Source organism: Mesorhizobium sp. M0136, assembly GCF_040322515.1.
GTDB lineage: Bacteria > Pseudomonadota > Alphaproteobacteria > Rhizobiales > Rhizobiaceae > Mesorhizobium.
The window spans coordinates 64,271-85,865 of sequence record NZ_JAMYTP010000022.1; the positions used below are offsets into that span (position 1 = coordinate 64,271).

Genomic DNA, 21,595 nt, shown 5'->3' on the forward strand with positions numbered 1-21,595 from the left:
CGCACATGCTCAGACGGTGAAGGACCAAAACAGGCAGGCCAGTGTCGCTGCGGCGAAGACGACGAAGAACAGGCTTCGCAACAGGATGTTGCGGCGCAGCTCGTTGATGAAGAGATGGCATCCGACAACTGCCGCGACAAACAGGAACCGCCAGTTGAGCAGCGCCGGGAGCATATCGCGCTGACCGAAGGCAAATCTCGCGGCGAGACATCCAACGATGACCGCAAACAACACGATGACCGTCCAGAAGATCGCATCGGCGGCATGTGTCAGGACGATGCCGGCGAGCCTGATCGGCAGAACCATCATCAGCAGTGCGCTGAAAAAATAGACCGCCGCGAGCGGAATGAACGTCCCCGCATCGGCAACGTCGCTCAGGCGCTTGGCGCCGATCGCGCCATAGGGATAGCCATGCCTGGCCACCGTCAGGCTGAGCGCCATCAGCAAGGCCGTCAGCACGGCGGCAAGCGCGAATGAGGTCAGGGCTTTGCTCATGAGGCTCCCGTTCCGAGCGAATCGAAGTCAGAACGTTGGTAGCCCATGGTTTGTAAATTGCTAGTAAGCATCATGCAGCATGCAGCGGCGCGGCAGAGTTCCTCGGCGCATCACTCCGCAGCTTGCAGACGCCGCCCGTCGATAATGGTCTTGATCTCGGCGCGGCAAGAGCCGCAATTGGTGCCGGCGTGAAGGACGGCTCCGATTGCCGCGACGCTGGTACAGCCGCCGCGTACCGCTTCCGCGATCTGGTTGGCACCGACCCCGAAACAGGCGCAGACGATGGCACCGCGGTCGACGCTGTTGCCGCCCGGGCGCCCGGCGACAATCGCCAGTCGCGCCTGCCGATCGGCATGGTCAGCACCAAGTTGTTCGACCGCCCAGCCGCGCGACACCGCTACCGGCGTAGGCGCAAGATAGAGCGCGCCGACCAGCCGATTGCCTGCGAAACGGGCGAAGCGATGGTGCCCGCCGGCGATGTCGTGATAGGCGAGCGTCTCGCCTTCCATGCCTAACAGCGCGGCGGCCAACCCGGTCCAGTCGCGGCTGTCCTGCAGCGCAATTTCAAGCCGCCAGCCGGCGGGGCTGCGGGCGAGGCTCCAGTAATCGGCGTCGATCGATGCGGGCCGTTCGGCAAGCACGGCGAAGCCGAAGGCTGTGGCGGCGAACCGCTCGATGCGAGCGGCAACATTCTTTGAGGCCGGTTGGCCTGAAATCGCATCGGTCGTCGGCGCGACCAACGCATCGACACGCGCGCGGGCGGAGAACTGATCGGTCCAGTGCATCGGTACGAATACAGAGCCTTGGCGTTGACGCGCCGTCACCAGGGCGCGGACCAGCACCTCGCCATGGGCAGTCGAGACGCGGACGATCTCGGCATCGCCGATGCCGAAGTGCTGCGCATCCGACGGGTGGATTTCGACGAACGGTTCGGCCATGTGCTGCGACAAGCGCGGGCTCCTGCCGGTCCGCGTCATGGTGTGCCAATGGTCGCGCACGCGCCCGGTGTTGAGCACCAGCGGGTAGTCCGGGCTGGTGCGGGTTTGTGCGGCTGGGCGGATAGCAATGAAGCGCGCCTTGCGGTCGGGCGTGTAGAAGCTGCCGTTGGCGAAGAAGCGGGTGGTAAGTGAGGCTCGTCTTGCCTGAACCCCCAAGTCTTTTTCACTTTCAGCCTGAGCACCCCCCTCTGGCCTGCCGGCCATCTCCCCCGCAAGGGGGGAGATTGGCAGCTTTGGCGCCGGCTCTCCCCTTGCGGCATTGGAGATTAGCGAAGGCCGTGATGATAGCCGATCTCCCCCCTTGCGGGGGAGATGGCCGGCAGACCAGAGGGGGGTGGCTTGGCTCGGCGCTGGCCACTGGAATGGCGCCAACTCCTCATAGGTCTCTGCATCCACATCGGCATAAGCGCCGATGTCGAAATCGCGAGCACTATCATTCTCGAAGCCCGACAACGCCGCGTGCTCGGCGAAGATGTCGGCCGGCGACAGATGCAAAAAGGCCTCGCCAAAGCCCATCCGCTTGGCGACTTCAGCGATGATCCACCAGTCTGGCCTTGCCTCGCCGGGCGTGGCCAAAAAGGCGCGCTGGCGCGAGATGCGGCGTTCCGAATTGGTGACGGTGCCGTCCTTCTCGCCCCATGCCGCCGCCGGCAGCCGGACATGGGCGTGGCGGACCGTGTCGGTCTCGCCCAGCACGTCCGACACCACGACAAACGGGCAGGCCTTGATCGCCGCTTCGACGGCATCGGCATCCGGCATCGAATCGACGGGGTTGGTCGCCATGATCCACAGCGCCTTGATGCGTCCGTCGGCCACCGCCTCGAACATCTCGACCGCTTTCAGGCCGGGTTTTTCGGCGACGGCCGGCGCGTTCCAGAAGCGCTGCACGCGGTTGCGGTGCTCGGGATTTTCGATCTCCATGTGGGCGGCCAGCATGTTGGCCATGCCGCCGACCTCACGGCCGCCCATGGCGTTGGGCTGGCCGGTCACCGAGAACGGCCCGGCGCCGGGCTTGCCGATGCGGCCGGTGGCTAGATGGCAGTTGATGATGGCGTTGACCTTGTCGGTGCCCGAAGACGACTGGTTCACGCCCTGGCTGTAGACGGTCACCGTCTTCGCCGTCGCGGCAAACAGACTGTAGAAGCGGACCAGTTCATCCTCGCCAAGGGCGGTGGCCGCGGCGATGCCGGCCAGGTCGAGCACCGAGGCGGCGAAAAGCGCTTGACCGAAGCCGGTCGTGTGCGCCGTGATATAGGTGCGGTCCAACGCGTTATGCTGGCCGAGATAGGCGAGCAGGCCGGTGAACAAAGCGACGTCGCCATCGGGCGCGATCGCCAGATGCATGTCCGCGATGTCTGACGTCATGGTGCGGCGTGGGTCGATCAGCACCACCTTCATCTCGGGCCGCTTTTCCCGGGCGGCGGCAATGCGCTGGTAGAGCACCGGATGGCACCAGGCGAGATTGGAGCCGACCAGCACGATCAGGTCGGCAAGTTCCAGATCCTCGTAATTTCCCGGAACGGTGTCCGAGCCAAAGGCGCGGCGGTGGCCGGCGACGGACGATGCCATGCACAGGCGCGAATTGGTATCGATATTGGCCGAGCCGATGAAACCTTTCATCAGCTTGTTGGCGACGTAATAGTCCTCGGTCAGCAACTGGCCGGAGACGTAGAGGGCGACCGCGTTGGGGCCGTGTTCGGCAATGGTTTGCGAGAAGGTCGAAGCGACAAGGTCGAGCGCTTCGTCCCAGCCGGTGCGGCGACGGTGAATCTCCGGATGAAGCAGCCTGCCTTCGAGATCGGTGGTCTCGGCCAGCGCTGAGCCTTTGGAGCAGAGCCGGCCGAAATTCGCCGGGTGGTCCGGGTCGCCACGAACGGTTATTTCACCGTCCGCGGCGACCTTCGCCAGCACGCCGCAGCCCACCCCGCAATAGGGGCAGGTGGTCCTCACCTCGCGCGCTTCATCGATCCGCATGGTTCACGCCGCGCGGCTGGCCAGCGCTTCCAGCGCAATGAAGAGCCGCTCGCCGTCGATCCGCACCGCGATGGTGCGCACCGCGCCCTCGTCGGCGCCGAGCGCCTTGCCTGTCTCCAGCGAGATCACCCAATTGTGCAAGGGACAGGTCACCGCCGTGCCATGGACGATGCCCTGGCTGAGCGGCCCACCTTTGTGCGGGCAATGGTCATCGATGGCAAAGACCTGATCGTCGGCCGTACGAAAGACGGCGATCTTGCCTTCGGGCGTTGCGACGCAGCGCGCACCGCGACGCGGAATGTCAGACAGGGAGCCGATCGATACCCAATTCATGTGGCTATTCCTCTTTTGCGCGTATTCTTGTCCGAAAACCGCATTCCACTTTTCGGGGACACGCGCCTACTCCGCCGCCTGCGCAAAGCCGACCGAAGCCAGCGGCCGGAATTCATGCTTGTCCTTGCCGGAAACGCGTTCCGACCATGGGTCAACCTGCGCGAATTTCTGCGAAAAGACGAAGCGGTCGAAATAGGCCTTGCGCTTCTCGCCATCGTCCATGATCTGACGCTTGATCTCGGCGATGCCAATGCGCTTGGCCCATTTGTAGATGCGCTCGAGATAGCGGCCCTGCTCGCGATACATCTGCGTCAGCGCCACGATATGCTCCAGCGCCTCGTCCTCGGTCTTGACCAGGCCAAGCACTTCGGTGCCCTTGATGTCGAGGCCGGCGGCGCCGGCGAAATGGATCTCATAGCCGCTGTCGACGCAGATCACGCCGACATCCTTGCAGGTCGCCTCGGCACAGTTTCGGGGACAGCCCGACACCGCCATCTTGACCTTGGCCGGCGTCCAAGAGCCCCACATGAATTTTTCGATACGGATGCCCAAGCCGGTCGAATCCTGCGTGCCGAAGCGGCACCAGTCGGAGCCGACGCAGGTCTTCACCGTGCGCAGTCCCTTGGCATAGGCCTGGCCGGAGACGAACCCGGCCTGACCGAGATCGGCCCACACTGCCGGCAGGTCTTCCTTGCGGATGCCGAGCATGTCAATGCGCTGGCCGCCGGTGACCTTGACCATCGGAATGTCGAACTTGTCGACGACATCGGCGATGGCGCGCAATTCGGCGGCGTTGGTGACGCCGCCCCACATGCGCGGCACTACCGAATAGGTCCCGTCCTTCTGGATGTTGGCGTGGACGCGCTCGTTGATGAAGCGCGACTGGTAATCGTCGGCGTATTCGTCGGGCCAGTCGCAGACGAGATAATAGTTGAGCGCCGGCCGGCATTTGGCGCAGCCGCAAGAGGTCTTCCACTCCAGCTCCTGCATGACGGCGGGAATGGTCTTCAGGCTCTTGGCCTTGATCAGCCGGCGGACCTCGTCATGGCCAAGCGAGGTACAGCTGCACATCGGCTGGACTGCCGCGGGGTTGTATTTGTCGCCGATGGTCAGCACCATCAGCTTTTCGACCAGCCCGGTGCAGGAACCGCAGGACGCCGACGCCTTGGTGTGGGCGCGCACATCGTCGAGCGAGGTCAAGCCCTTGGCCGTGATTGCGCCGGTGATCTTTCCCTTGCATACGCCGTTGCAGCCGCAGATTTCCGCATCATCCGGCAAGGCTGCAACGGCCGCCATAGGGTCCAGGGGGGCGCCTCCCTGGTAAGACTGGCCGAAAATGAGCGTGTCGCGCATCTCGGATATGTCGGTCTGCTTCTTCTTGAGATCGTTGAACCAGGCGCCGTCCGTCGTCTCGCCGTAGAGCACGGTGCCGATGATGCGGTCGTCCTTCAGCACCAGGCGTTTGTAGACGCCGGCGGCGGCATCGCGCAGCACGATCTCCTGGCGGTCCTCGCCTTCGGCGAAGTCGCCGAGCGAGAACAGGTCGATGCCGGTGACCTTGAGCTTGGTCGGCGTGTCCATATGGACGAAAGCTGCCGCCTCGTTACCAGCCAGCTGGCTGGCGGCGACGCGCGCCATCTCATAGAGCGGCGCGACCAGCCCGTAGACCTGGCCGTTGACCTCGGCGCATTCGCCGATTGCGTAGATGTCCGGGTCGTTGCTGCGCATGCCGGCGTCGATGACGATGCCGCGATTGACGGCAATGCCGGCTTCCTTCGCCAGCACCGCGTTCGGCCTGATACCCACCGCCATGACGACGAGCGTTGCGGGAATGACGGTGCCGTCGGCAAGCTCCACCCGCTCGACCTTGCCGTTGCCGGTGATCGCCTGCGTGTTGGCCTTGGTGATGACCTTGATGCCGCGCTGCTCGACGGCACGCTGCAGGAGATAGCCTGCGGCCGGATCGAGCTGACGCTCCATCAGCGTCGGCATGACGTGCAGCACGGTGACGTCCATGCCTTGTGAGTTCAAGCCCGCTGCCGCCTCGAGCCCAAGCAGGCCGCCCCCAATGACGACAGCCTTGGCCCGCGACTGGGCGGCAAGCATCATGGCCCGGACGTCGTCCAGATCGCGATAGGTGAGCACGCCCGGCAGGTCATGGCCGGGCACCGGAATGATAAACGGCACCGAGCCGGTGGCGATGACGAGTTTGTCATAAGGCTCGGTCACGCCATGATCGGAGGTGACGGTCTTTGCCTGCCGGTCGATGGCGACGATCTTGTGGCCCTTGTAGAGGGTGATGCCGTGCTTGATGTACCAGCCGTCGCCATGGATGATGATCTCCTCATAGGCCTTTTCGCCCGACAGAACCGGCGACAGCATGATGCGGTCGTAGTTCACGCGCGGCTCGGCGTTGAAGATGGTGACCTGGTAGCGCCCAGGCGCCTTTTCCAGGAGATGCTCCAGCATGCGCCCGGGGGCCATGCCGTTGCCGATGATGACGAGTTTCTCGGTCATGTCCTGATCCACTCCGCTCTCACTCAGCCGCGTAGGAAAGGCCTGAAGCTTCGGCAGACGCCGTGCGCTCCATCCGCCGGATGGAAAAATGCATCCAGGCAAAGCAGGTGGCGACGATGACGAAGAGCAGCATGAAGCAGCTGGACCAGACGCCGGTGAGGTCGTTGAGCACGCCGAAGGCGATTGGCAGGATAAAGCCGCCGAGCCCGCCAATCATGCCGACAACGCCGCCGACCGCGCCGACACTCTGCGGATAGTAAGCCGGGATGTGCTTGTAGACGGCGGCCTTGCCAAGGCTCATGAAGAAGCCGAGCACACAGGCCACGGCTATAAAGGCGAGCGGGCCGATCTCGAAATGGAAGGCGATCGGCCCGCTGATACCGCGCACGACGTAGTCTGCCGAGGGGAGAGACAGAACGAGAGTCGCGACGGCACTGACAGCGAAGGTGCAGTAGAGCACGGTGCGGGCGCCGATCCGGTCGGAAAGCACGCCGCCATAGGCGCGGAAAATACTTGCCGGAATTGAATAGGCCGCGCCGATCATGCCGGCGGTCGCAAGTCCGAAGCCGTAGACGCCGATCAGGTAGCGGGGCAGCCACAGCGACAGCGCCACGAATGCACCGAAAGCGAAGAAATAATACAAGGCGAAACGCCAGACCTGCAGGTTCTTGAGCGGCGCGAATTCCTGCAAGAAGCTTCTCGCGGGTGCAGCCTTGCCGTCGCGGCGCTCGCGAATGACCGGATCGTCGCCGGTCGTGAACCAGAAGACGGCGGCCATGACGACAAGTGCTGCCGCCCAGATCAGCGCGACCGACTGCCAGCCCCAGGAGAGAAGCACGAACGGTGCCAGGAACTTGGTGACCGCGGCACCGACATTGCCGACACCGAAAATGCCAAGCGCCGTACCCTGCTTGCCGGCCGGGAAGAAGCGCGAGACATAGGCGACACCGACGGCGAAGGAACCGCCGGCGAGCCCAACGCCTAGCGCGGCGGCCAGCATCTGCCCGTACGTGTGCGCAAACGCGAGCAGGAAGGTCGCGACCGCCGCCGCAAGCATGGTCGCGGTGTATACCAACCGACCGCCAAAACGGTCGGTCCAGACACCGAGCACCATACGCACGAGCGAGCCGGTGAGGATCGGCGTGCCGACGAGCAGGCCGAACTCCGTCTCGTTCAGCCCCAGTTCCTGCTTTATGCGCACGCCGATGATTGAAAAGATCGTCCACACCGCGAAGCAGACGGTGAAGGCGATGGTGGACATCACAAGCGCCTGCCGGGGAGCAGTGTCCTGGCTGCGCGCGGCTGGGAGATTTGCGGTCATTTTCTGGCTCCGGTTTGCGGCGAGGGAGGCACCGCCCTTGGCTGTTCGTTCGCGACTGTCAGCGGCGCGGCATGGGCGAACTGGTTGAAACCGAGCTGTGCACGGTCACTTCGAAACCTTTGCCGTCAGTCTTGGCGCCAGCGGGAAAGAGCACGAGCGCGGCGGTGAACAGCGCGTTGCTGGCCAGAAAAATGGCGGCGCGTGAATTCCGCGAGGCACGCGCCAGTTCCGATCCGTTTCGTCATCGTGGTCTCCGGTTGGCGCCGCTTGGGACCAGCGCCGTCGATTGCGTCAAAACAAAAAAGCCGCCGGCCAGGTCTTCGCGTCCGGGATTCCGGGAGCGCGTGTGGACCTGAGCGGCAGCTTTGCCTATGGCGCCCGCCATTGGACGCCGTGTCACTTGGCCCTTGCGGGCCCTACATTTTGGAAAGCAGGAAGCGTGCCAATTCGACAGCGCTCTTAATTATCGAATGAAATCAATATGAACCGCAGCCGCGCGACTTTTGACCAAGCTCGGCAGCGGATCAAAGATTAGTCAAAATGCCTTGCACAGCAGCATAATATTTGTGCAATGCGGTAGATTGCCTATTGCCGATGCAGATTTCCAATGATGATGACGCGTTTTCCCGTTAGGGCCTCACTCCGCGGCTTCGACGAAGCGGTGGCGTTCGTAGAGGAATTTCAGCACCGCCTCGCGGCAGCGCAGGAAGGTGCGGTCGGAGGAAAGCTCGATGCGCCGACGCGGCCGGGCCAGCGGCACGGGAAGAACCTCGCCGATGGTGGCCGCCGGCCCGTTGGTCATCATGACGATGCGGTCGGACAACAGCACCGCCTCGTCGACATCGTGAGTGATCATGATCGTCGTCGAGCCGAGTCTGGAATGGATATCCATCACCGCGTCCTGCAGATGCGCACGGGTCAGCGCGTCGAGCGCCCCGAACGGCTCGTCGAGCAAAAGAATCTTCGGCTCCATCGCGAGCGCGCGCGCAATGCCGACGCGCTGCTTCATGCCGCCCGAAATCTCCGCTGGGCGCTTGTCTTTCGCATGCGCCATCTGCACGAGATCGAGATTGCGCATGATCCAGTCATGCCGTTCGTCCCGGCTCTTTTTGCCGCCGAAGACCTTGGATACCGCGAGGTTGATGTTTTCGTAGACGGTCAGCCATGGCAGCAGGCTGTGGTTCTGGAACACCACGGCGCGTTCGGGACCGGGGCTGTCGACCTCCTTGTCTTCCAACAGAACCGCGCCGGCCGAGACCTTGGTCAGCCCGGCGATTAGATTGAGCAAGGTCGACTTGCCGCAGCCGGAATGGCCGATGATCGAGACGAATTCGCCCTTGTCGATGGTCAGTCTTATGTCCTTCAGGACCTCGCTGACCTGGCCGCCGCGCATGAAGGATTTGTCGATATGGTCGAGTTTCAGATAGGCCGTCATCGTCCCTCTCCTCACTTTGCCGTTGTGCCGCGGGTGACGAAGACGCCGACCGACGCGACCAGGCGGTCGAGGCAAAAGCCGGTGACGCCGATATAGGCGAGTGCGACGATGATGTCGGGCAGCCGCGACGAATTCCAGGCATCCCAGATGAAGAAGCCGATACCGACGCCGCCGGTCAGCATTTCGGCGGCGACGATGGCAAGCCAGGACAGACCGATGCCGATGCGCAAGCCGGTGAAGATGTAAGGTGCCGCGGCCGGCACCATGATCTTCACGAAGAATTCGAGCTGGTTGAGCCTGAGGATGCGGGAGACGTTGCGATAGTCCTCTGGAATGTTGCGGACGCCGACGGCGGTGTTGATGATCACCGGCCAGATCGAGGTGATGAAGATGACGAAGATTGCCGACGGGCTGGAATCGCGGAACGCCGCCAGCGACAGCGGCAGCCAGGCGAGCGGCGGTACCGTGCGCAGGATCTGGAACACCGGATCAAGGCCGCGCATCGCCCAGATCGACTGGCCGACCAGAGCGCCGAGCGCGACGCCGACGACCGCCGCAAGGCCAAAGCCGATGGCGACGCGCTGCAGCGAGATCAGCACCCGCCAGGCGAGCCCAATGTCCTGCGGGCCATTGTTGAAGAACGGATGGGCGATCAGGTCATAGGCCTCGTTCCAGACCTGGCTTGGCGGCGGTAGGCTGGCCGTCGGCGACGAACAGGCGACCTGCCAGACGACGAGCATGATGGCGACGACGATGACCGGCGGCACCAGCGTGCTGGCCAGCTTGCCTGCGATTGCGGCCGGATCGAAGCGACGCCGCGTCCTGGCGGTGAAGGCGATGATTTCGGCAGGCTTGGCAGGCGCGGGGAACGGCTTCACCTTGCGGTCCTTGATGGCTTGGATAGACATTTCTCGAACGTTCCTTTGGCATTTGGCGACAAGGGCGCCGTTGCGCTTGCGGCGACAAACGGCGCGAGCGCCGTTTGCACCGTTCAGGCCGATGCCTTGATCTTCAGGCTGTCGAGATAGGCGGACGGGTTCTCCGGATCGAACACCTTTCCGTCGAAGAAGGTCTCGACGCCGCGCGATGAAGACGCCGGGATATCGGCCGCGGCGACACCAACAGCCTTGGCCGCTTCGCGCCACAGATCCTCGCGATTGACCTGGGCGACCAGCGCCTTGATGTCGGTGGTCGGCGCGAACTTGCCCCAGCGGATGTTTTCGGCGAGGAACCAGCTGTCGTGGCTCTTGAAGGGATAGGACACGCCGCCCTGCCAGAACTTCATGTAGAGATCTGTGCCGTTGGCGACGCGGCCATTGCCGTAATTGATGTCGCCCTTGAGGCGGCCGATGATGTCGGCGGTCGGCACGTTCATCCATTGCCGCTTGCCGATGATGGCGGCCATCTCGTCCTTGTTTTCCTTGGCTTCGCACCATTGCTGGGCTTCCATGACGGCCATCAGGATCGCCTTGGTGGCGTTCGGATACTTGTCGATGAAGGCGGCGCGCAGGCCGAGCGCCTTTTCCGGATGGCCCTTCCATAGCTCGCCAGTGGTGGCGGCGGTGAAGCCGACGCCCTGGTGAACGAGCTGCTCGTTCCACGGCTCGCCGACACAGAACACGTCCATGTTGCCGACTTTCATGTTGGCGACCATCTGCGGCGGCGGCACGACGATGGTCGAGACGTCCTTGTCGGGATCGATGCCGCCGGCGGCCAGCCAGTAGCGCAGCCAGAGGTCGTGCGTGCCGCCCGGGAAGGTCATGGCGGCCTTGACCTCCTTGCCAGCGGCCTGTTTGGCGGCGAAGGCATCCTTCAGCCTGGAGGCGTCGAGGGCGACGCCGGTGGCGGCATATTCCTGGGCAACGGAAATGCCCTGGCAGTCGTAGTTGAGGCGCGCCACGATCGCCATCGGCAGCGGCTGCTTGTTTTGCGTCACCTTGCCGGTGTGCATCAGATAAGGCATCGGCGTCAGGATATGGGCGCCGTCAATGCCGTTGGCTTCGCCGCCGAGCACCAGATTATCGCGCGTCGCCCCCCAGGAGGCCTGCTTGAGCACCTCGACATCGGGCATGCCGAATTTCTCGAACAGGCCTTTCTCCTTGGCGATCATCAACGGTGCTGCATCAGTCAATGCGATGAAGCCGAGCTTGGCGCCCGTGACTTCCGGTACGGCGGTAGCCGCATAGGCGCCGGAGGGCAGCAGCGCACGCGCCGCGGCCAGCGTTGCCGCGGCGGCCGCGCTGATCCTCAGGAAATCGCGGCGGCTGATCGCCGTTTGGGCGGAATGGCTATTGGTGCTTTTCGTCATCGTCATCTCCGGTTGGGCGCGGCTTGGGATCGGCGCCGTCGATTGCGTGTTCGACCAAAACAAAAAAGCCGCCGGCCAGGCCTCGCGCGTCCGTCCATCCGGGATCGCGTGTTGACCTGAGCGGCAGCTTTGCCTGTAGCGCCCGCCATTGGACGCCTATTCCGTGACCCCGAGAAGAGTCTGCCTATTGCAACGCAGGAACCGTGCCAGTTTCGGAATGGATGATAAACATCAATGAGATCAACGGCATGCCAAAATCGTCGGCGCCCCGGCCCGCCGGGCGAGCAAGCCAAAGATTGTTCATTAGCGCAGTTGCACGCACATTTTTTGTGCAGTGCACAAGAATGGCGCCGAAATGATCAGACTTCGGCGCGCGCCAATTTCTGGCCGGCAATGTAGGCGTCGATCTCGTCGGGATCGAAGATCTGACCGTCGAAGAAACCATCGGGACCGAGCACCAGGCTTGCCCCCGCCGAACCGACCGGAGTCGCGGCCTTCAGCGCGCCCTCGACCTTGGCATTGGCACCGGGAAGCGCCACGCCAAGCGGCTTCAACGCCGAGCGGTAGAGATCGGGGCGGTAGCAGTCGCGGGCAATAGCGAGGTTTTCCGGCGTGTGCGCGACATGCCCCCAGCGCACCATCTGCGTGTAGAACCACAGCGCATGGCTCTTCCACGGGAAGTTCGCCGCCTTGTCGAAGGGCAGAAAGAAGTCGCCGACGCTCAGTTCGGCGCCGCCGCCGAGCGCCAGATGCCCGCTGAGGATCGGCATCTGAAGCGCCGGCGCCAGGCCGAGAAAGGCCGGCTGCGCCATCAGGGCCGCGAGTTCGCCACGGTTTGCCGGGTCCTGGCACCAGCGCGCCGCATGATGCAGCGCGCGCAGCAGAGCCGAAAGCGCGTCCGGCTCTCTTTCGGCCCATGCCTTCCGCACGCCGACGACTTTCTCCGGGCTGGTCTTCCAGATGGCCGCCTTGACCGTGGCGATATGGCCGGTGCCGGCGACGACCGCGGCGCTGTTCCAGGGTTCGCCGACGCAGTAGCCGTCGATCCTGCTGGCGGCGAGCGCGTCGGCCATGAATGGCGGCGGCACGATGACGATTTCGATTTCACGCGACGGGTCGATGCCGCAGGCGGCGAGCCAGTAGCGCAGTTCGTAATTGTGCCCGGAATGCGGATGGACGACGGCGAAGCGCAGCGGATCGCCGCCGCCATTCGCCCTTTCGCGGATCAGCGCGCCCAACGCCTTGCCGGCCCGCGCCGGATCGAGATCGGGTTGGGCGCCGTGCGCGGCCATGCCGGCCCAGACGGCGTTAGAAACCGTCACGCAATTGCCGCCGAGGCCGAGCGAGAACGGCACGACGGTGTCGGAGGCGAGCGGCGTCAGCCCCAGATTGCAGGCGATCGGCATCGGCCCCAGCATATGCGCCAGGTCGAAATGGCCGATGGCGATGCGGTCGCGGATGTTGGCCCAGGACGTTTCCCGGTTGAGCGTCAGGTCGATGCCTTCACGTAGGGCGAAGCCGATTTCCTTCGCCGCGACAAGGATGGCGCTGTCGAAGAGCGGCATGAAGCCAACATTGATCCGGTGCTCGGCCGCCATTCTCAACTCTCCTCGGGATCCAGAAGCCCTGCCGCCGTCACCAGGCTCTGCGCGATTTCGGCGATCTTGCGGTTCTGGTTCATGGCTGTCTTGCGCAGCAGCGTGTAGGCCGCGTCCTCCGACAGGCCGCGCGACTTCATCAGGATGCCCTTGGCGCGATCGATCACCTTGCGGCTCTCCAACTCGCTGCGGGCCTCTTCCAGTTCGCGCGCCATGCGCGAGAAGGCGTTGAAGCGGCTGATCGCCATGTCGAGGATCGGCTTGACCCGCTCCTGGCGCAGGCCGTCGACGACATAGGCCGACACCCCGGCTTCCACCGCTGCCTCAATCGACGCTTGGTCCGAGCGGTCGACGAACATGGCGATCGGCCGCTTCACCACGCGCGAAAGCTGGAACATGTTTTCGAGCATGTCGCGGTTGGGATTTTCGAGATCGATGACGATGACGTCGGGTTCGATCTCGGCGATTCGCCGCGCTATGCCGGCGACGTCGTGGATGACCGTGACCTGCTGATGCCCGGCCTCCCGCAGTCCCGCTTCGATTATGGAAGCGCGGATGTGGTTTTCATCGATCACCAGGACAGTGAGGGATTTGCGGATCATGCCGCATTTTGCGCAGGCGAGGCGATTGTGCAATGCGGCATAGCGAGATTCACGGAAACAAAGCCGACAGGCCGCCTGGGGCACTGGACGCGACGGCCGGCGCGACGGACTTGACGCCGCGGGCACCGGCACCCGCCTGATCGGCACTGGCTGACTGCGGGTCTTACCAGCGTAGGTGATCGCCTCAGGCGCCAAGATCCCGGCCTTCCTGGCCTGACTCGGCACCGGCCTGACCTATGGCGTGCCCAACGCGTGCGCGATTCCGACCTCAGCGAACGAGTTATGACACGCCATTCCAGTGTATGATGGCTTCGCCAAATTGGGTGTGCGCTGCAATAACAGCCCGAGACAGCCGCGCTTGCCGAAGGGGCTGTCGGCTCTGGCGGGATTGGCGTAAGCTACCGACAGAGGATGCACGCATGCACCGCATCATCGCCATAGCGATCGCAGTTCTCGCGGCCGTATTAAGTTCCGCGCGGGCGGAGGTGCTGGTCGGGGTCTCGGCTGCGATGACAGGACGGCTTGCCTGGATCGGCGAGCAGGGACAGCGCGGCGCGGAGATGGCAGTGGCCGACGTCAACACGGCGGGCGGCGTGCTCGGCCAGAAGGTGAGGCTCATCTCGGTCGACGACTTCTGCGATCCCGAGCAAGCTGTGGCGGCCGCCAAGAAGCTGGTGGCTGACGGGGTCGTGCTCGTCGTCGGGCATTATTGCTCCGGGGCCTCGATCCCCGCATCAAAAGTGTACGAGGAGGCGGGCGTCGTTGAGATATCCCCAGGCTCGACCAATCCGCAGCTGACCGAACAGGGCCGTGCCAATGTCTTTCGCACCATTGGCCGCGACGACGCGCAAGGTTTCATCGCCGGCAACTACCTTGCCGATCACTGGGGCAACAAGAAGATTGCGATCCTCCACGACAACTCGACCTATGGGAAGGGTCTCGCCGACGAGACCAGGAAGCAGCTGAACAAGCGGGGCGTGACTAAGGCCGTTTACGACGCATACATTCCCGGGAAGGACGACTATTCGGCCGAGGTCGCTGCGTTGCAGACCGCCGGCGTCTCCGCCTTATATGTGGGTGGGTATCATGCCGAGGTTGCGCTGATTGCTCGCGCTGCACACGACAGTGGCTACACGGTTCAGCTCATATCCGGAGATGCTTTGGCGACTGAGGAATTTGCCCTGATCGCCGGGCCCGCGGCGGAGGGGACCCTCTTCACGTTCCCGGCGGACCCGAGGCGAAGCCCAGAAGCGGCCGCGGTCGTTGAGCAGTTCCGTGCGGAGAATTTCGAACCCGCGGGCTACACGCTGTTGAGCTACTGCGCGGTCCAGGTTTGGGCCCAGGCAGTCTCGAAGGCAGGTTCGCTGGAGCCGAAGGCCGTCATTGCGGCACTGCACGAACAGGAATTCGACACCGTCATCGGCCGGGTCGATTTCGACGACAAGGGCGACCTCACGAAACAGAGCTGGGTTTGGTACGTCTGGCGCGGCGGGGAATACGTGCCGGTTGAATAAGGTTCGCTGATCGCCGGCGTGCCGGCTGAGATGTCTAGTCTGATGCAGACCAGTGTGGCCGGACTGTTCCGACTCGCCGAGATGCTTGAACGCCTCGGCATACGCGGCCGGCTGTTGCTCGCCTTTTTCGGGATCAGCGCCCTTGCGGTGCTGGCAACCGCTGCGGCGCTTTATGCCTTCCTCCAGGTTGGCGACGTCGTCGACCGAATTACCACGGATCGAGTGCCGTCGGCGCTCGCCTCCCTCCAGCTGTCGCGTCAGGCCGAACGGGTCGCTGCTGCCGCGCCATCGGTGCTGGCAGCGACAAGCAGGGCTCAGCACAGCGAGGTGTCGGCTGCCGTCGCGCTCGAGATGTCCCGCCTCGAGGCCCTGCGCACGGACCTCCGGGATGCCACGCTGGGCACAGTGCATTTGGCCGAGATCGAGGAAGCCGCGATTGTTCTGAGGCGCAACCTGAAGGAGCTCGACTCTCTTGTTGTCGCCCGGCTCGACGTGGTCGCCCGCAAGGAGGAGCTCCTGAACCGCCTCGCCGCGACGACGACCGGAGCCCAGCGCCTTGTCGCCACCGGCATCCTAGTAATGGATTCCAGGCTCCCGCAATGGCGGGCGGTCGCGGCCGACTCGTCGCTGGCGCCCGATCGACGCGCAGCGGCGATGGCCGAGCTGGTCCAGGCGATTGCGGCCTACATCCCCCAGCAGAAGGCGCAGCTGGAGATCTCGGCAGTCAACGACGCGCTGGTAAAGGTCGCGAACGCGCCGATGCCGGGCGACCTGGCGTTGATCCTTTTTCCGCTACGCCGTTCGCTCACTGCTCTTGAAAAGGTTTCCACGGAGATCGACGAAAAGCTGCGGACCCGCTTCCGGCAGCGTGTCGACGAGTTCAAGGGTTTGACCGACGGCGAGGACAGCATCCCCAAGGCGCGGGAGGACGAGTTTGCTGTCCTGGCACAGGGCGAAAGGCTTCTGGCCGAGAACAATCGACTGTCGCGCAATCTCACCGCTGGCGTCGATCGCCTGGTCGCCATGGCAGACCAGGAGATCGCTGCGTCCGGTCGCGAAGCCGCGCTCGTCCAGCGCTACGGCACCGCGGTTGTGCTCGGCTCCGCCTTCCTCAGCCTCCTGAGTTCGGTTCTGGTTGTCTGGCTCTATGTCGACCGCAGCCTCCTCGCCCGACTGGGGGCCGTGAGCCAAGGCATGCTCGCGATTGCGGGAGGCGACCTTCATGCGCCGCTGCCGGCGGCGGGCAGCGACGAAATCGGGCGCATGGCCCAAGCGCTGAAGCTCTTCCGGGATACTGCTGTCGAGGTCGAGGAAAAGAACCTGCGCGACGTTGCAGAAGCGCGTCAGCGGCTAGTCGATGCCATCGAAAGCATTTCCGAAGGTTTCGCTCTCTATGACAGAGAGGACCGGCTTGTCCTAAGCAACAGCCGCTACCGCGAACTGCTTTACGCTGGCCTGGAGACCGAGCTAACCCCTGGCACAGCATTCGAGGAGATCATTCGCCGATCCGCCGAGCGCGGCTACATCAGGGACGCCGAGGGGCGGGTCGACGAGTGGGTTGCCGAGCGCCTGTGGCGACACCGCAATCCTGGCGAACCATGGGTGCAGCGGCGAGGCGACGGCCGATGGATCATGATCAGCGAGCGGCGGATCAGCGCCGGCGGCACGGTCGCCGTCTATTCGGACATCACCGAGCTGAAGCAAAGGGAGGAGAACCTCGCCGAGAAGTCCGCGGCCCTAGAGGCGCTTTCCAGCAAGCTGGCCAAATACCTGGCGCCGCAAGTGTACAGCTCGATATTCGCCGGCCGCCAGGACGTTAGAATCGCCAGCCAGCGGAAGAAACTGACAATATGCTTCTCCGATATCGCCGGCTTTACCGAGACCACTGACAAAATGGAATCCGAGGATCTCACCCAGCTCCTCAATCACTATCTGACGGAAATGTCGAAAATTGCTTCGGATCACGGCGCGACGATCGACAAATATGTCGGCGACGCGATTCTGATGTTTTTCGGCGACCCTGAGACGCGCGGCGTCAAGGAGGACGCGCTGGCGTGTGTGCAGATGGCTCTCACCATGCAAAAGCGGATGAGCGAACTTGCCGAAATCTGGCGTGACATTGGAATTGAGACACCGCTGCGCTGCCGCATCGGCATCCATACCGACTACTGCACTGTCGGTAACTTCGGCAGCGAGGACCGGATGGATTACACGATAATCGGCGGCGCCGTGAATCTCGCCTCGCGCCTGGAACAGGAGGCGCCACCGGGGACCGTCCTCATTTCCTACGAGACGTTTGCGCAAGTGAAGGACATGATCGACTGTGAGGAGATGGGGCACGTCCAGGTCAAGGGGATCGCCTATCCCGTCGCCACCTACCGCGTCATCGATCTGAAGGCCAATCTAGCGGGCGCTTGTCGCGCCGTTCGAACCGAGCTGCCGCACTTCAGTCTGGAACTTGAACCGGAGCTGATGTCCGCTGACGAGCGTGACGATGCTGCCACCGCGCTTCGAGACGCGCTGGATCGGCTTTCCTACAAGCCCGGGCAGTAGGGCTTGGTTCACAACGACCCTCCCATGGACGCAAGGGGTAGGATGTGGGAGGCAGCCTATTGGCGCTGTCGATGCGAAGGCCACAGAACGGTCGCAGTCAGTCTTTGAACTCGGGCGGAACGTCCGCATCGGAGCCGAGACTTAACATTCACGGCATCACTGGCAAGGTCCGGATATGGCGCTTTGCTGATGTTGAGCGACGTCAGTTTTCGCCTAAACCACCCCAATCCAAGAGGCGAGAGGCAGAACCTTGGCCGCCGCTTGAGCAGGCCGTGAGCAGCGATGAAGCGGGTCGGGCGCCGGCAAAGGTCGTCCTCAGGAGGGGATAGCTAAGCGGTCGGCCAGCCGGTGTCGCGCTTGCCTTGCCACGAAACATGCCGTCCGTCAGGCCTCTCCACAGCGTTAATCATCGCGCACGTTCCCCCTGATCAGCGCGAAAATCAGCGTGGAGCGATCTCTGCGACGAGATCGTTCGTCGTCTTGACCCCCGCCATGAAGCCGGCGGCATTGAATTCGTTCATGACGAAGAAAGCGCCGACGCCGCGTGTCGGTGCAATCGCAACATAGAGAAACATCCCTTGCAGGCCGCCGCTCTTCTGGAGGATGAGCGGGCGATGCTCGTTGGGGAGCATGATGACCCATCCGAGACCCATGGCGTCCATCGGGCCGCCGTCATCCAGCCCCACCACCGACGCGAGCCCGTCCCGGTACAAAAAAGCCGCGTGGTTCAAAAGGCGGAACTCGGCGTCGGCCGCGGAAGGCTTGTTGTCGACATGCCAGTTCATCCAGCGCAGCAGGTCGTCCGCGGTCGAGTACAATCCACCGGCGCACTCCATGGCTGTGCTCGTCGGCACGATGGGCATGGCGCTGCCGTCGAAGTTATGGCCCTGCATCAGGCGCGGCTGGTCCTCCGGTCTTGGGTTGAAAACCGTGTCTTTCATGCCGAGAGGATCGAGGACACGCTCCCGCAGGACCTCGGCATAAGGCTTTCCAGAGACATTCGCGAGCGCCGCTCCGAGGAGGTCGTATCCGAAGTTCGAATAGAGAACGGCGGTGCCCGGCGCGAAGAGCAGCGGATTGTCCTTGAGGGCGGCAATCTGCGCCTCTTTGGTGTTCGTAGAGAAGGGGTCGGAGGGGGGCGGCTCGGCCACTGGCACCTCCCGCGGAAGGCCGGAAGCTTGCGCGACGAGATCGATCAGGCGGAGGGCGCGGCCATCCTTCTCCGGGAGCGTGACGTCCCAGCCAAGGCGATCCTGCAGCCGGTCGGTGAGCTGTACCTTGCCGTCGATCGCCAGCGAGGAAAGCACGCTGCCGCAGAACACTTTGCTCACGGACGCGATGCGGAACATTGTGTCGCCGTCGGGCACTTTTTCACTCCCGTCGGCAATCTTGCCGAAACCGGCCAAGGCCGTCTCGCCGTTGCGCACGGCGCCGAAGATCAGGCCAGGCACCTTGGTGGAGAGATACAGGATCGTACCGTTGAACTGCACCGCTTCCGTCAGCAGCTTGTCCTCGGCATGCCCATGAGAGGGAACGGCTGCAATTGCCGTCAAGGCGATGGCCATAAGTCGGCGCGATCGAGACAAACGCATTGCCCACTCCTTTGATAAAGCTGCAGAATAAAATCTTCGGAAAAAAGGGCCGCCGCGTAGTATCTTACCATCTCTCCAGAAGCAGGATATGTCAACAGAACGCACCGAAGGGGGTAATCGGCGGCGGCAGCATAGTTTCTGCGGATATTTGCGCTATAGTCCTGCCGTATTTCTTGTTCTTCGTCAGTTGATCGGGGCTGATCTCTTCATTAGAAAACCGACCCGCGGGTGATTTACAAGATATGTAAAGCGCCGTCGGCAGGAGTGCTGTAGCGTCGAACAACTTACAATAGGCGTATCTGCGTCGCGCCAATCGTCGTCGTGTGATGAAGACCGGGCAGAAGAGCTGTGGCGGGCCGGCGAGGCCCTATCTGCGCAAAAAAAGACTCGGCGCTGTACCTGCCGCTTAGTCATACATCGCCTTGATGCGTGGCATTCCCCTTGCGCGCTCGGCCGCCGCCTCACAGCGCCAAACTGCCCTGCTCCGCCTCCTCGGCATTCGGATCGCCCGGCGCCGTCGCCCAGGCCAGTTCGACAAGCGTCACCGTCCGCCGGCCAACCCCATCCAGCTGGCAGACGATCAGCCCCTGCTCCTCGATATAGGTCAGCAGGCGCCGGGCGCGGCGCAGCGAGTGCGAGCCATAGGCGCGGGCGATCGCCGCGTCGCTCGGGCAGGGCCACCCCTCCTTGGCCGCGCGGGCGATCATCATGAACACGCCCTGCATATCCTCGGGCAGCAGCGAGGCGCGCGCCGAGACATCTTGCCAGGCGTCATCGTCGGCCATGTCGGAGCCGAGGCCGGCGCGGGCGCGCGTCAGCATGCGGCGGAACGCGGGCAGGTCCGGCACGACCGAGGCGAGGCCCTCTATGCGGCAGCGGACCACGAACTCCTGATAGAGCACGCCGATGACACGGAAGCCCGCGTCGGGTTGCGCCAGCACAGCGCGCAGCACCCGGTCGACACGCTCGCGCCGCTCCGCCAAGTCCTCGGCGCTGATCGGCGGCTCCACCGCTTCGGGGCGGATTTCCAGCGCCGCCGATTTTGCCGCCATCAGCTGATCGAGCAGGTCCGGCGACGACCGGCGCTGCGGCCGGACGGTTTCGGGCGGCGGGGCCGCCAGGATGATCGCGCGCGCGTCCTCCAGTCCCGATTCCGGCAGCGGCATCAGGCGCGGCGTCGCGTTGCGCGGGCTTGTATCGGTCGGGCCGATGCGCAAGCCGAGCGGACGGCGCGACAGCGCCGGGCCGAGCGCCATGAACTGCCCGCGCTCGAGGTCGCGAAAGGCTTCCGCCTGGCGCCGCTCCATGCCGAGCAGGTCGGCGGCGCGCGCCATGTCGATATCGAGAAAGGTCCGGCCCATGAGGAAATTGGAAGCCTCGGCGGCGACGTTCTTGGCAAGCTTGGCCAGCCGCTGGGTGGCGATGATCCCGGCCAGCCCGCGTTTGCGGCCACGGCACATCAGGTTGGTCATGGCGCCGAGAGAGAGCTTGCGCGCCTCGTCCGAAACCTCGCCGGCAACCGCCGGCGCGAACAGCTGCGCCTCGTCCACCACCACCAGCATCGGATACCAGTGATCGCGGGCGACCTCGAAAAGTCCGCCGAGGAAGGCGGCGGCGCGCCGCATCTGGTTCTCGGCGTCGAGCCCCTCGAGATTAAGCACCGTGGAGACGCGGTGGATGCGCGCCCGCTCGCCGGCGCTCTGCAGGCCGCGCTCGGTATGCTCCTCGGCGTCGATCACCAGATGGCCAAAACGGTCGCCCAGTGTCACGAAGTCGCCTTCGGGATCGATGATCGTCTGCTGCACCCAGGGCGCACTCTGCTCCAAGAGCCGGCGCAGCAGGTGGGACTTGCCGGAGCCCGAATTGCCCTGCACCAAAAGGCGCGTCGCCAGCAGTTCTTCAAGATCCAGCGCCGCCGGGGCGCCTGCGCTCGTGTGGCCCATCTCGATCGCAACCGTCATGTCTTCAACTCTCCTTAAGGAGAGGGCTTATCAACCGCATCACAGCCCGTCGAGCGCGCCATGGCCGACGCTCCGTGTTGCGCACAGGCTGGATGCTGCTGACGATCAGGGGATCGCACAGGATTGGAATGAAACGGGCCGTTTCGATTCGATAAGGAGGCGGTGCGGATGTTTCGCAGCCGTTATCCGGAGATCGAGGTGGATCTCATCGGGATGAATTCGCCATTGCTGGAAAGAGCACTCGCCGCCAGCGAGATCGACCTCGGCGTGCTGCATCCCCGCTCTCGACCCCGGAGCTGATCGTCCATGGCCTGCCCGACGAGCCGCTGGTGCTGGCGCTTCCGGCAACACACCGGCTTGCGGCACGCCTTTTACCCACTGTCGTGGCGCCATT

The 21,595-nt window shown here is 63.9% G+C and carries 16 protein-coding genes; 4 read left to right on the plus strand and 12 right to left on the minus strand.

Translation table 11 applies throughout. From position 1 onward, the window contains the following. Positions 1–9: 9 nt before the first annotated feature. From NKJ35_RS23955 to NKJ35_RS23975, 5 genes are all read right to left on the minus strand, one after another. Entirely contained in the window at positions 10–495 is a 486-nt protein-coding gene (locus NKJ35_RS23955; protein WP_352649796.1) for a hypothetical protein, read from the minus strand. Positions 496–605: 110 nt separating this feature from the next. Further along, the gene (locus NKJ35_RS23960; protein WP_352649797.1) at positions 606–3,467 is read right to left on the minus strand and encodes a nitrate reductase; all 2,862 of its coding nucleotides are present in this window, start codon (positions 3,465–3,467) and stop codon (positions 606–608) included. 3 nt (positions 3,468–3,470) lie between these two features. Beyond that, on the minus strand, positions 3,471–3,800 hold the full coding sequence (gene nirD / locus NKJ35_RS23965; RefSeq protein WP_254816082.1) for a nitrite reductase small subunit NirD: 330 nt from the start codon (positions 3,798–3,800) through the stop codon (positions 3,471–3,473). A gap of 66 nt (positions 3,801–3,866) precedes the next feature. After that, positions 3,867–6,317, minus strand: coding sequence for a nitrite reductase large subunit NirB (gene nirB / locus NKJ35_RS23970; protein ID WP_352649798.1), 2,451 nt, complete (start codon positions 6,315–6,317; stop codon positions 3,867–3,869). Between the two features lie 19 nt (positions 6,318–6,336). Then, entirely contained in the window at positions 6,337–7,638 is a 1,302-nt protein-coding gene (locus tag NKJ35_RS23975; protein ID WP_352649799.1) for an MFS transporter, read from the minus strand. Between the two features lie 71 nt (positions 7,639–7,709). Between NKJ35_RS23975 and NKJ35_RS23980 the strand changes: the two genes are divergently transcribed. After that, the gene (locus tag NKJ35_RS23980) at positions 7,710–7,994 is read left to right on the plus strand and encodes a hypothetical protein (RefSeq protein WP_352649800.1); all 285 of its coding nucleotides are present in this window, start codon (positions 7,710–7,712) and stop codon (positions 7,992–7,994) included. Positions 7,995–8,275: 281 nt separating this feature from the next. Here the strand turns inward: NKJ35_RS23980 and NKJ35_RS23985 are convergent, their stop codons facing one another. The 5 genes from NKJ35_RS23985 to NKJ35_RS24005 all read right to left on the minus strand — a co-directional run bounded on the left by NKJ35_RS23985 (position 8,276) and on the right by NKJ35_RS24005 (position 13,581). Then, the gene (locus tag NKJ35_RS23985) at positions 8,276–9,073 is read right to left on the minus strand and encodes an ABC transporter ATP-binding protein (RefSeq protein WP_352649801.1); all 798 of its coding nucleotides are present in this window, start codon (positions 9,071–9,073) and stop codon (positions 8,276–8,278) included. 11 nt (positions 9,074–9,084) lie between these two features. Then, entirely contained in the window at positions 9,085–9,981 is an 897-nt protein-coding gene (gene ntrB / locus NKJ35_RS23990) for a nitrate ABC transporter permease (protein ID WP_352649802.1), read from the minus strand. 83 nt (positions 9,982–10,064) lie between these two features. Continuing rightward, positions 10,065–11,381 carry a CmpA/NrtA family ABC transporter substrate-binding protein gene (locus NKJ35_RS23995; RefSeq protein ID WP_352649803.1) on the minus strand — a complete coding sequence of 439 codons (1,317 nt, stop codon included), beginning with the start codon at positions 11,379–11,381 and terminating at the stop codon, positions 10,065–10,067. A gap of 359 nt (positions 11,382–11,740) precedes the next feature. Further along, positions 11,741–12,979 (minus strand): CmpA/NrtA family ABC transporter substrate-binding protein, encoded by a 1,239-nt coding sequence (locus tag NKJ35_RS24000; RefSeq protein ID WP_352649804.1) that lies wholly within the window; start codon positions 12,977–12,979, stop codon positions 11,741–11,743. A 2-nt stretch (positions 12,980–12,981) separates the two neighbouring features. Then, on the minus strand, positions 12,982–13,581 hold the full coding sequence (locus NKJ35_RS24005) for an ANTAR domain-containing response regulator (protein ID WP_023676288.1): 600 nt from the start codon (positions 13,579–13,581) through the stop codon (positions 12,982–12,984). A gap of 419 nt (positions 13,582–14,000) precedes the next feature. On the opposite strand from NKJ35_RS24005, the gene NKJ35_RS24010 reads away from it, so the two are divergent. Both NKJ35_RS24010 and NKJ35_RS24015 read left to right on the plus strand, forming a co-directional pair. Next, positions 14,001–15,095 carry a branched-chain amino acid ABC transporter substrate-binding protein gene (locus NKJ35_RS24010; protein ID WP_352649805.1) on the plus strand — a complete coding sequence of 365 codons (1,095 nt, stop codon included), beginning with the start codon at positions 14,001–14,003 and terminating at the stop codon, positions 15,093–15,095. A gap of 81 nt (positions 15,096–15,176) precedes the next feature. Further along, entirely contained in the window at positions 15,177–17,648 is a 2,472-nt protein-coding gene (locus NKJ35_RS24015) for a PAS-domain containing protein (protein ID WP_352649816.1), read from the plus strand. 440 nt (positions 17,649–18,088) lie between these two features. On the opposite strand, the gene ampH is transcribed toward NKJ35_RS24015, so the two are convergent. Both ampH and NKJ35_RS24025 read right to left on the minus strand, forming a co-directional pair. Further along, positions 18,089–19,213: a D-alanyl-D-alanine-carboxypeptidase/endopeptidase AmpH gene (gene ampH / locus NKJ35_RS24020; RefSeq protein ID WP_352649806.1), complete on the minus strand. Its 1,125-nt coding sequence runs from the start codon at positions 19,211–19,213 to the stop codon at positions 18,089–18,091. A 488-nt stretch (positions 19,214–19,701) separates the two neighbouring features. Beyond that, the gene (locus NKJ35_RS24025; protein WP_352649807.1) at positions 19,702–21,201 is read right to left on the minus strand and encodes a helicase HerA domain-containing protein; all 1,500 of its coding nucleotides are present in this window, start codon (positions 21,199–21,201) and stop codon (positions 19,702–19,704) included. Between the two features lie 168 nt (positions 21,202–21,369). Between NKJ35_RS24025 and NKJ35_RS24030 the strand changes: the two genes are divergently transcribed. Beyond that, positions 21,370–21,501 (plus strand): type 2 periplasmic-binding domain-containing protein, encoded by a 132-nt coding sequence (locus NKJ35_RS24030; RefSeq protein ID WP_352649808.1) that lies wholly within the window; start codon positions 21,370–21,372, stop codon positions 21,499–21,501. Positions 21,502–21,595: the final 94 nt, after the last annotated feature.

Bases quoted from the DNA above. Each gene is read 5' to 3' on its own strand.
- NKJ35_RS23955 (WP_352649796.1), bottom strand. From the start codon at position 495: ATGAGCAAAGCCCTGACCTCATTCGCGCTTGCCGCCGTGCTGACGGCC.
- NKJ35_RS23960 (WP_352649797.1), bottom strand. From the start codon at position 3,467: ATGCGGATCGATGAAGCGCGCGAGGTGAGGACCACCTGCCCCTATTGC.
- nirD (WP_254816082.1), bottom strand. From the start codon at position 3,800: ATGAATTGGGTATCGATCGGCTCCCTGTCTGACATTCCGCGTCGCGGT.
- nirB (WP_352649798.1), bottom strand. From the start codon at position 6,317: ATGACCGAGAAACTCGTCATCATCGGCAACGGCATGGCCCCCGGGCGC.
- NKJ35_RS23975 (WP_352649799.1), bottom strand. From the start codon at position 7,638: ATGACCGCAAATCTCCCAGCCGCGCGCAGCCAGGACACTGCTCCCCGG.
- NKJ35_RS23980 (WP_352649800.1), top strand. From the start codon at position 7,710: ATGGGCGAACTGGTTGAAACCGAGCTGTGCACGGTCACTTCGAAACCT.
- NKJ35_RS23985 (WP_352649801.1), bottom strand. From the start codon at position 9,073: ATGACGGCCTATCTGAAACTCGACCATATCGACAAATCCTTCATGCGC.
- ntrB (WP_352649802.1), bottom strand. From the start codon at position 9,981: ATGTCTATCCAAGCCATCAAGGACCGCAAGGTGAAGCCGTTCCCCGCG.
- NKJ35_RS23995 (WP_352649803.1), bottom strand. From the start codon at position 11,381: ATGACGAAAAGCACCAATAGCCATTCCGCCCAAACGGCGATCAGCCGC.
- NKJ35_RS24000 (WP_352649804.1), bottom strand. From the start codon at position 12,979: ATGGCGGCCGAGCACCGGATCAATGTTGGCTTCATGCCGCTCTTCGAC.
- NKJ35_RS24005 (WP_023676288.1), bottom strand. From the start codon at position 13,581: ATGATCCGCAAATCCCTCACTGTCCTGGTGATCGATGAAAACCACATC.
- NKJ35_RS24010 (WP_352649805.1), top strand. From the start codon at position 14,001: ATGCACCGCATCATCGCCATAGCGATCGCAGTTCTCGCGGCCGTATTA.
- NKJ35_RS24015 (WP_352649816.1), top strand. From the start codon at position 15,177: ATGCTTGAACGCCTCGGCATACGCGGCCGGCTGTTGCTCGCCTTTTTC.
- ampH (WP_352649806.1), bottom strand. From the start codon at position 19,213: ATGGCCATCGCCTTGACGGCAATTGCAGCCGTTCCCTCTCATGGGCAT.
- NKJ35_RS24025 (WP_352649807.1), bottom strand. From the start codon at position 21,201: ATGACGGTTGCGATCGAGATGGGCCACACGAGCGCAGGCGCCCCGGCG.
- NKJ35_RS24030 (WP_352649808.1), top strand. From the start codon at position 21,370: ATGTTTCGCAGCCGTTATCCGGAGATCGAGGTGGATCTCATCGGGATG.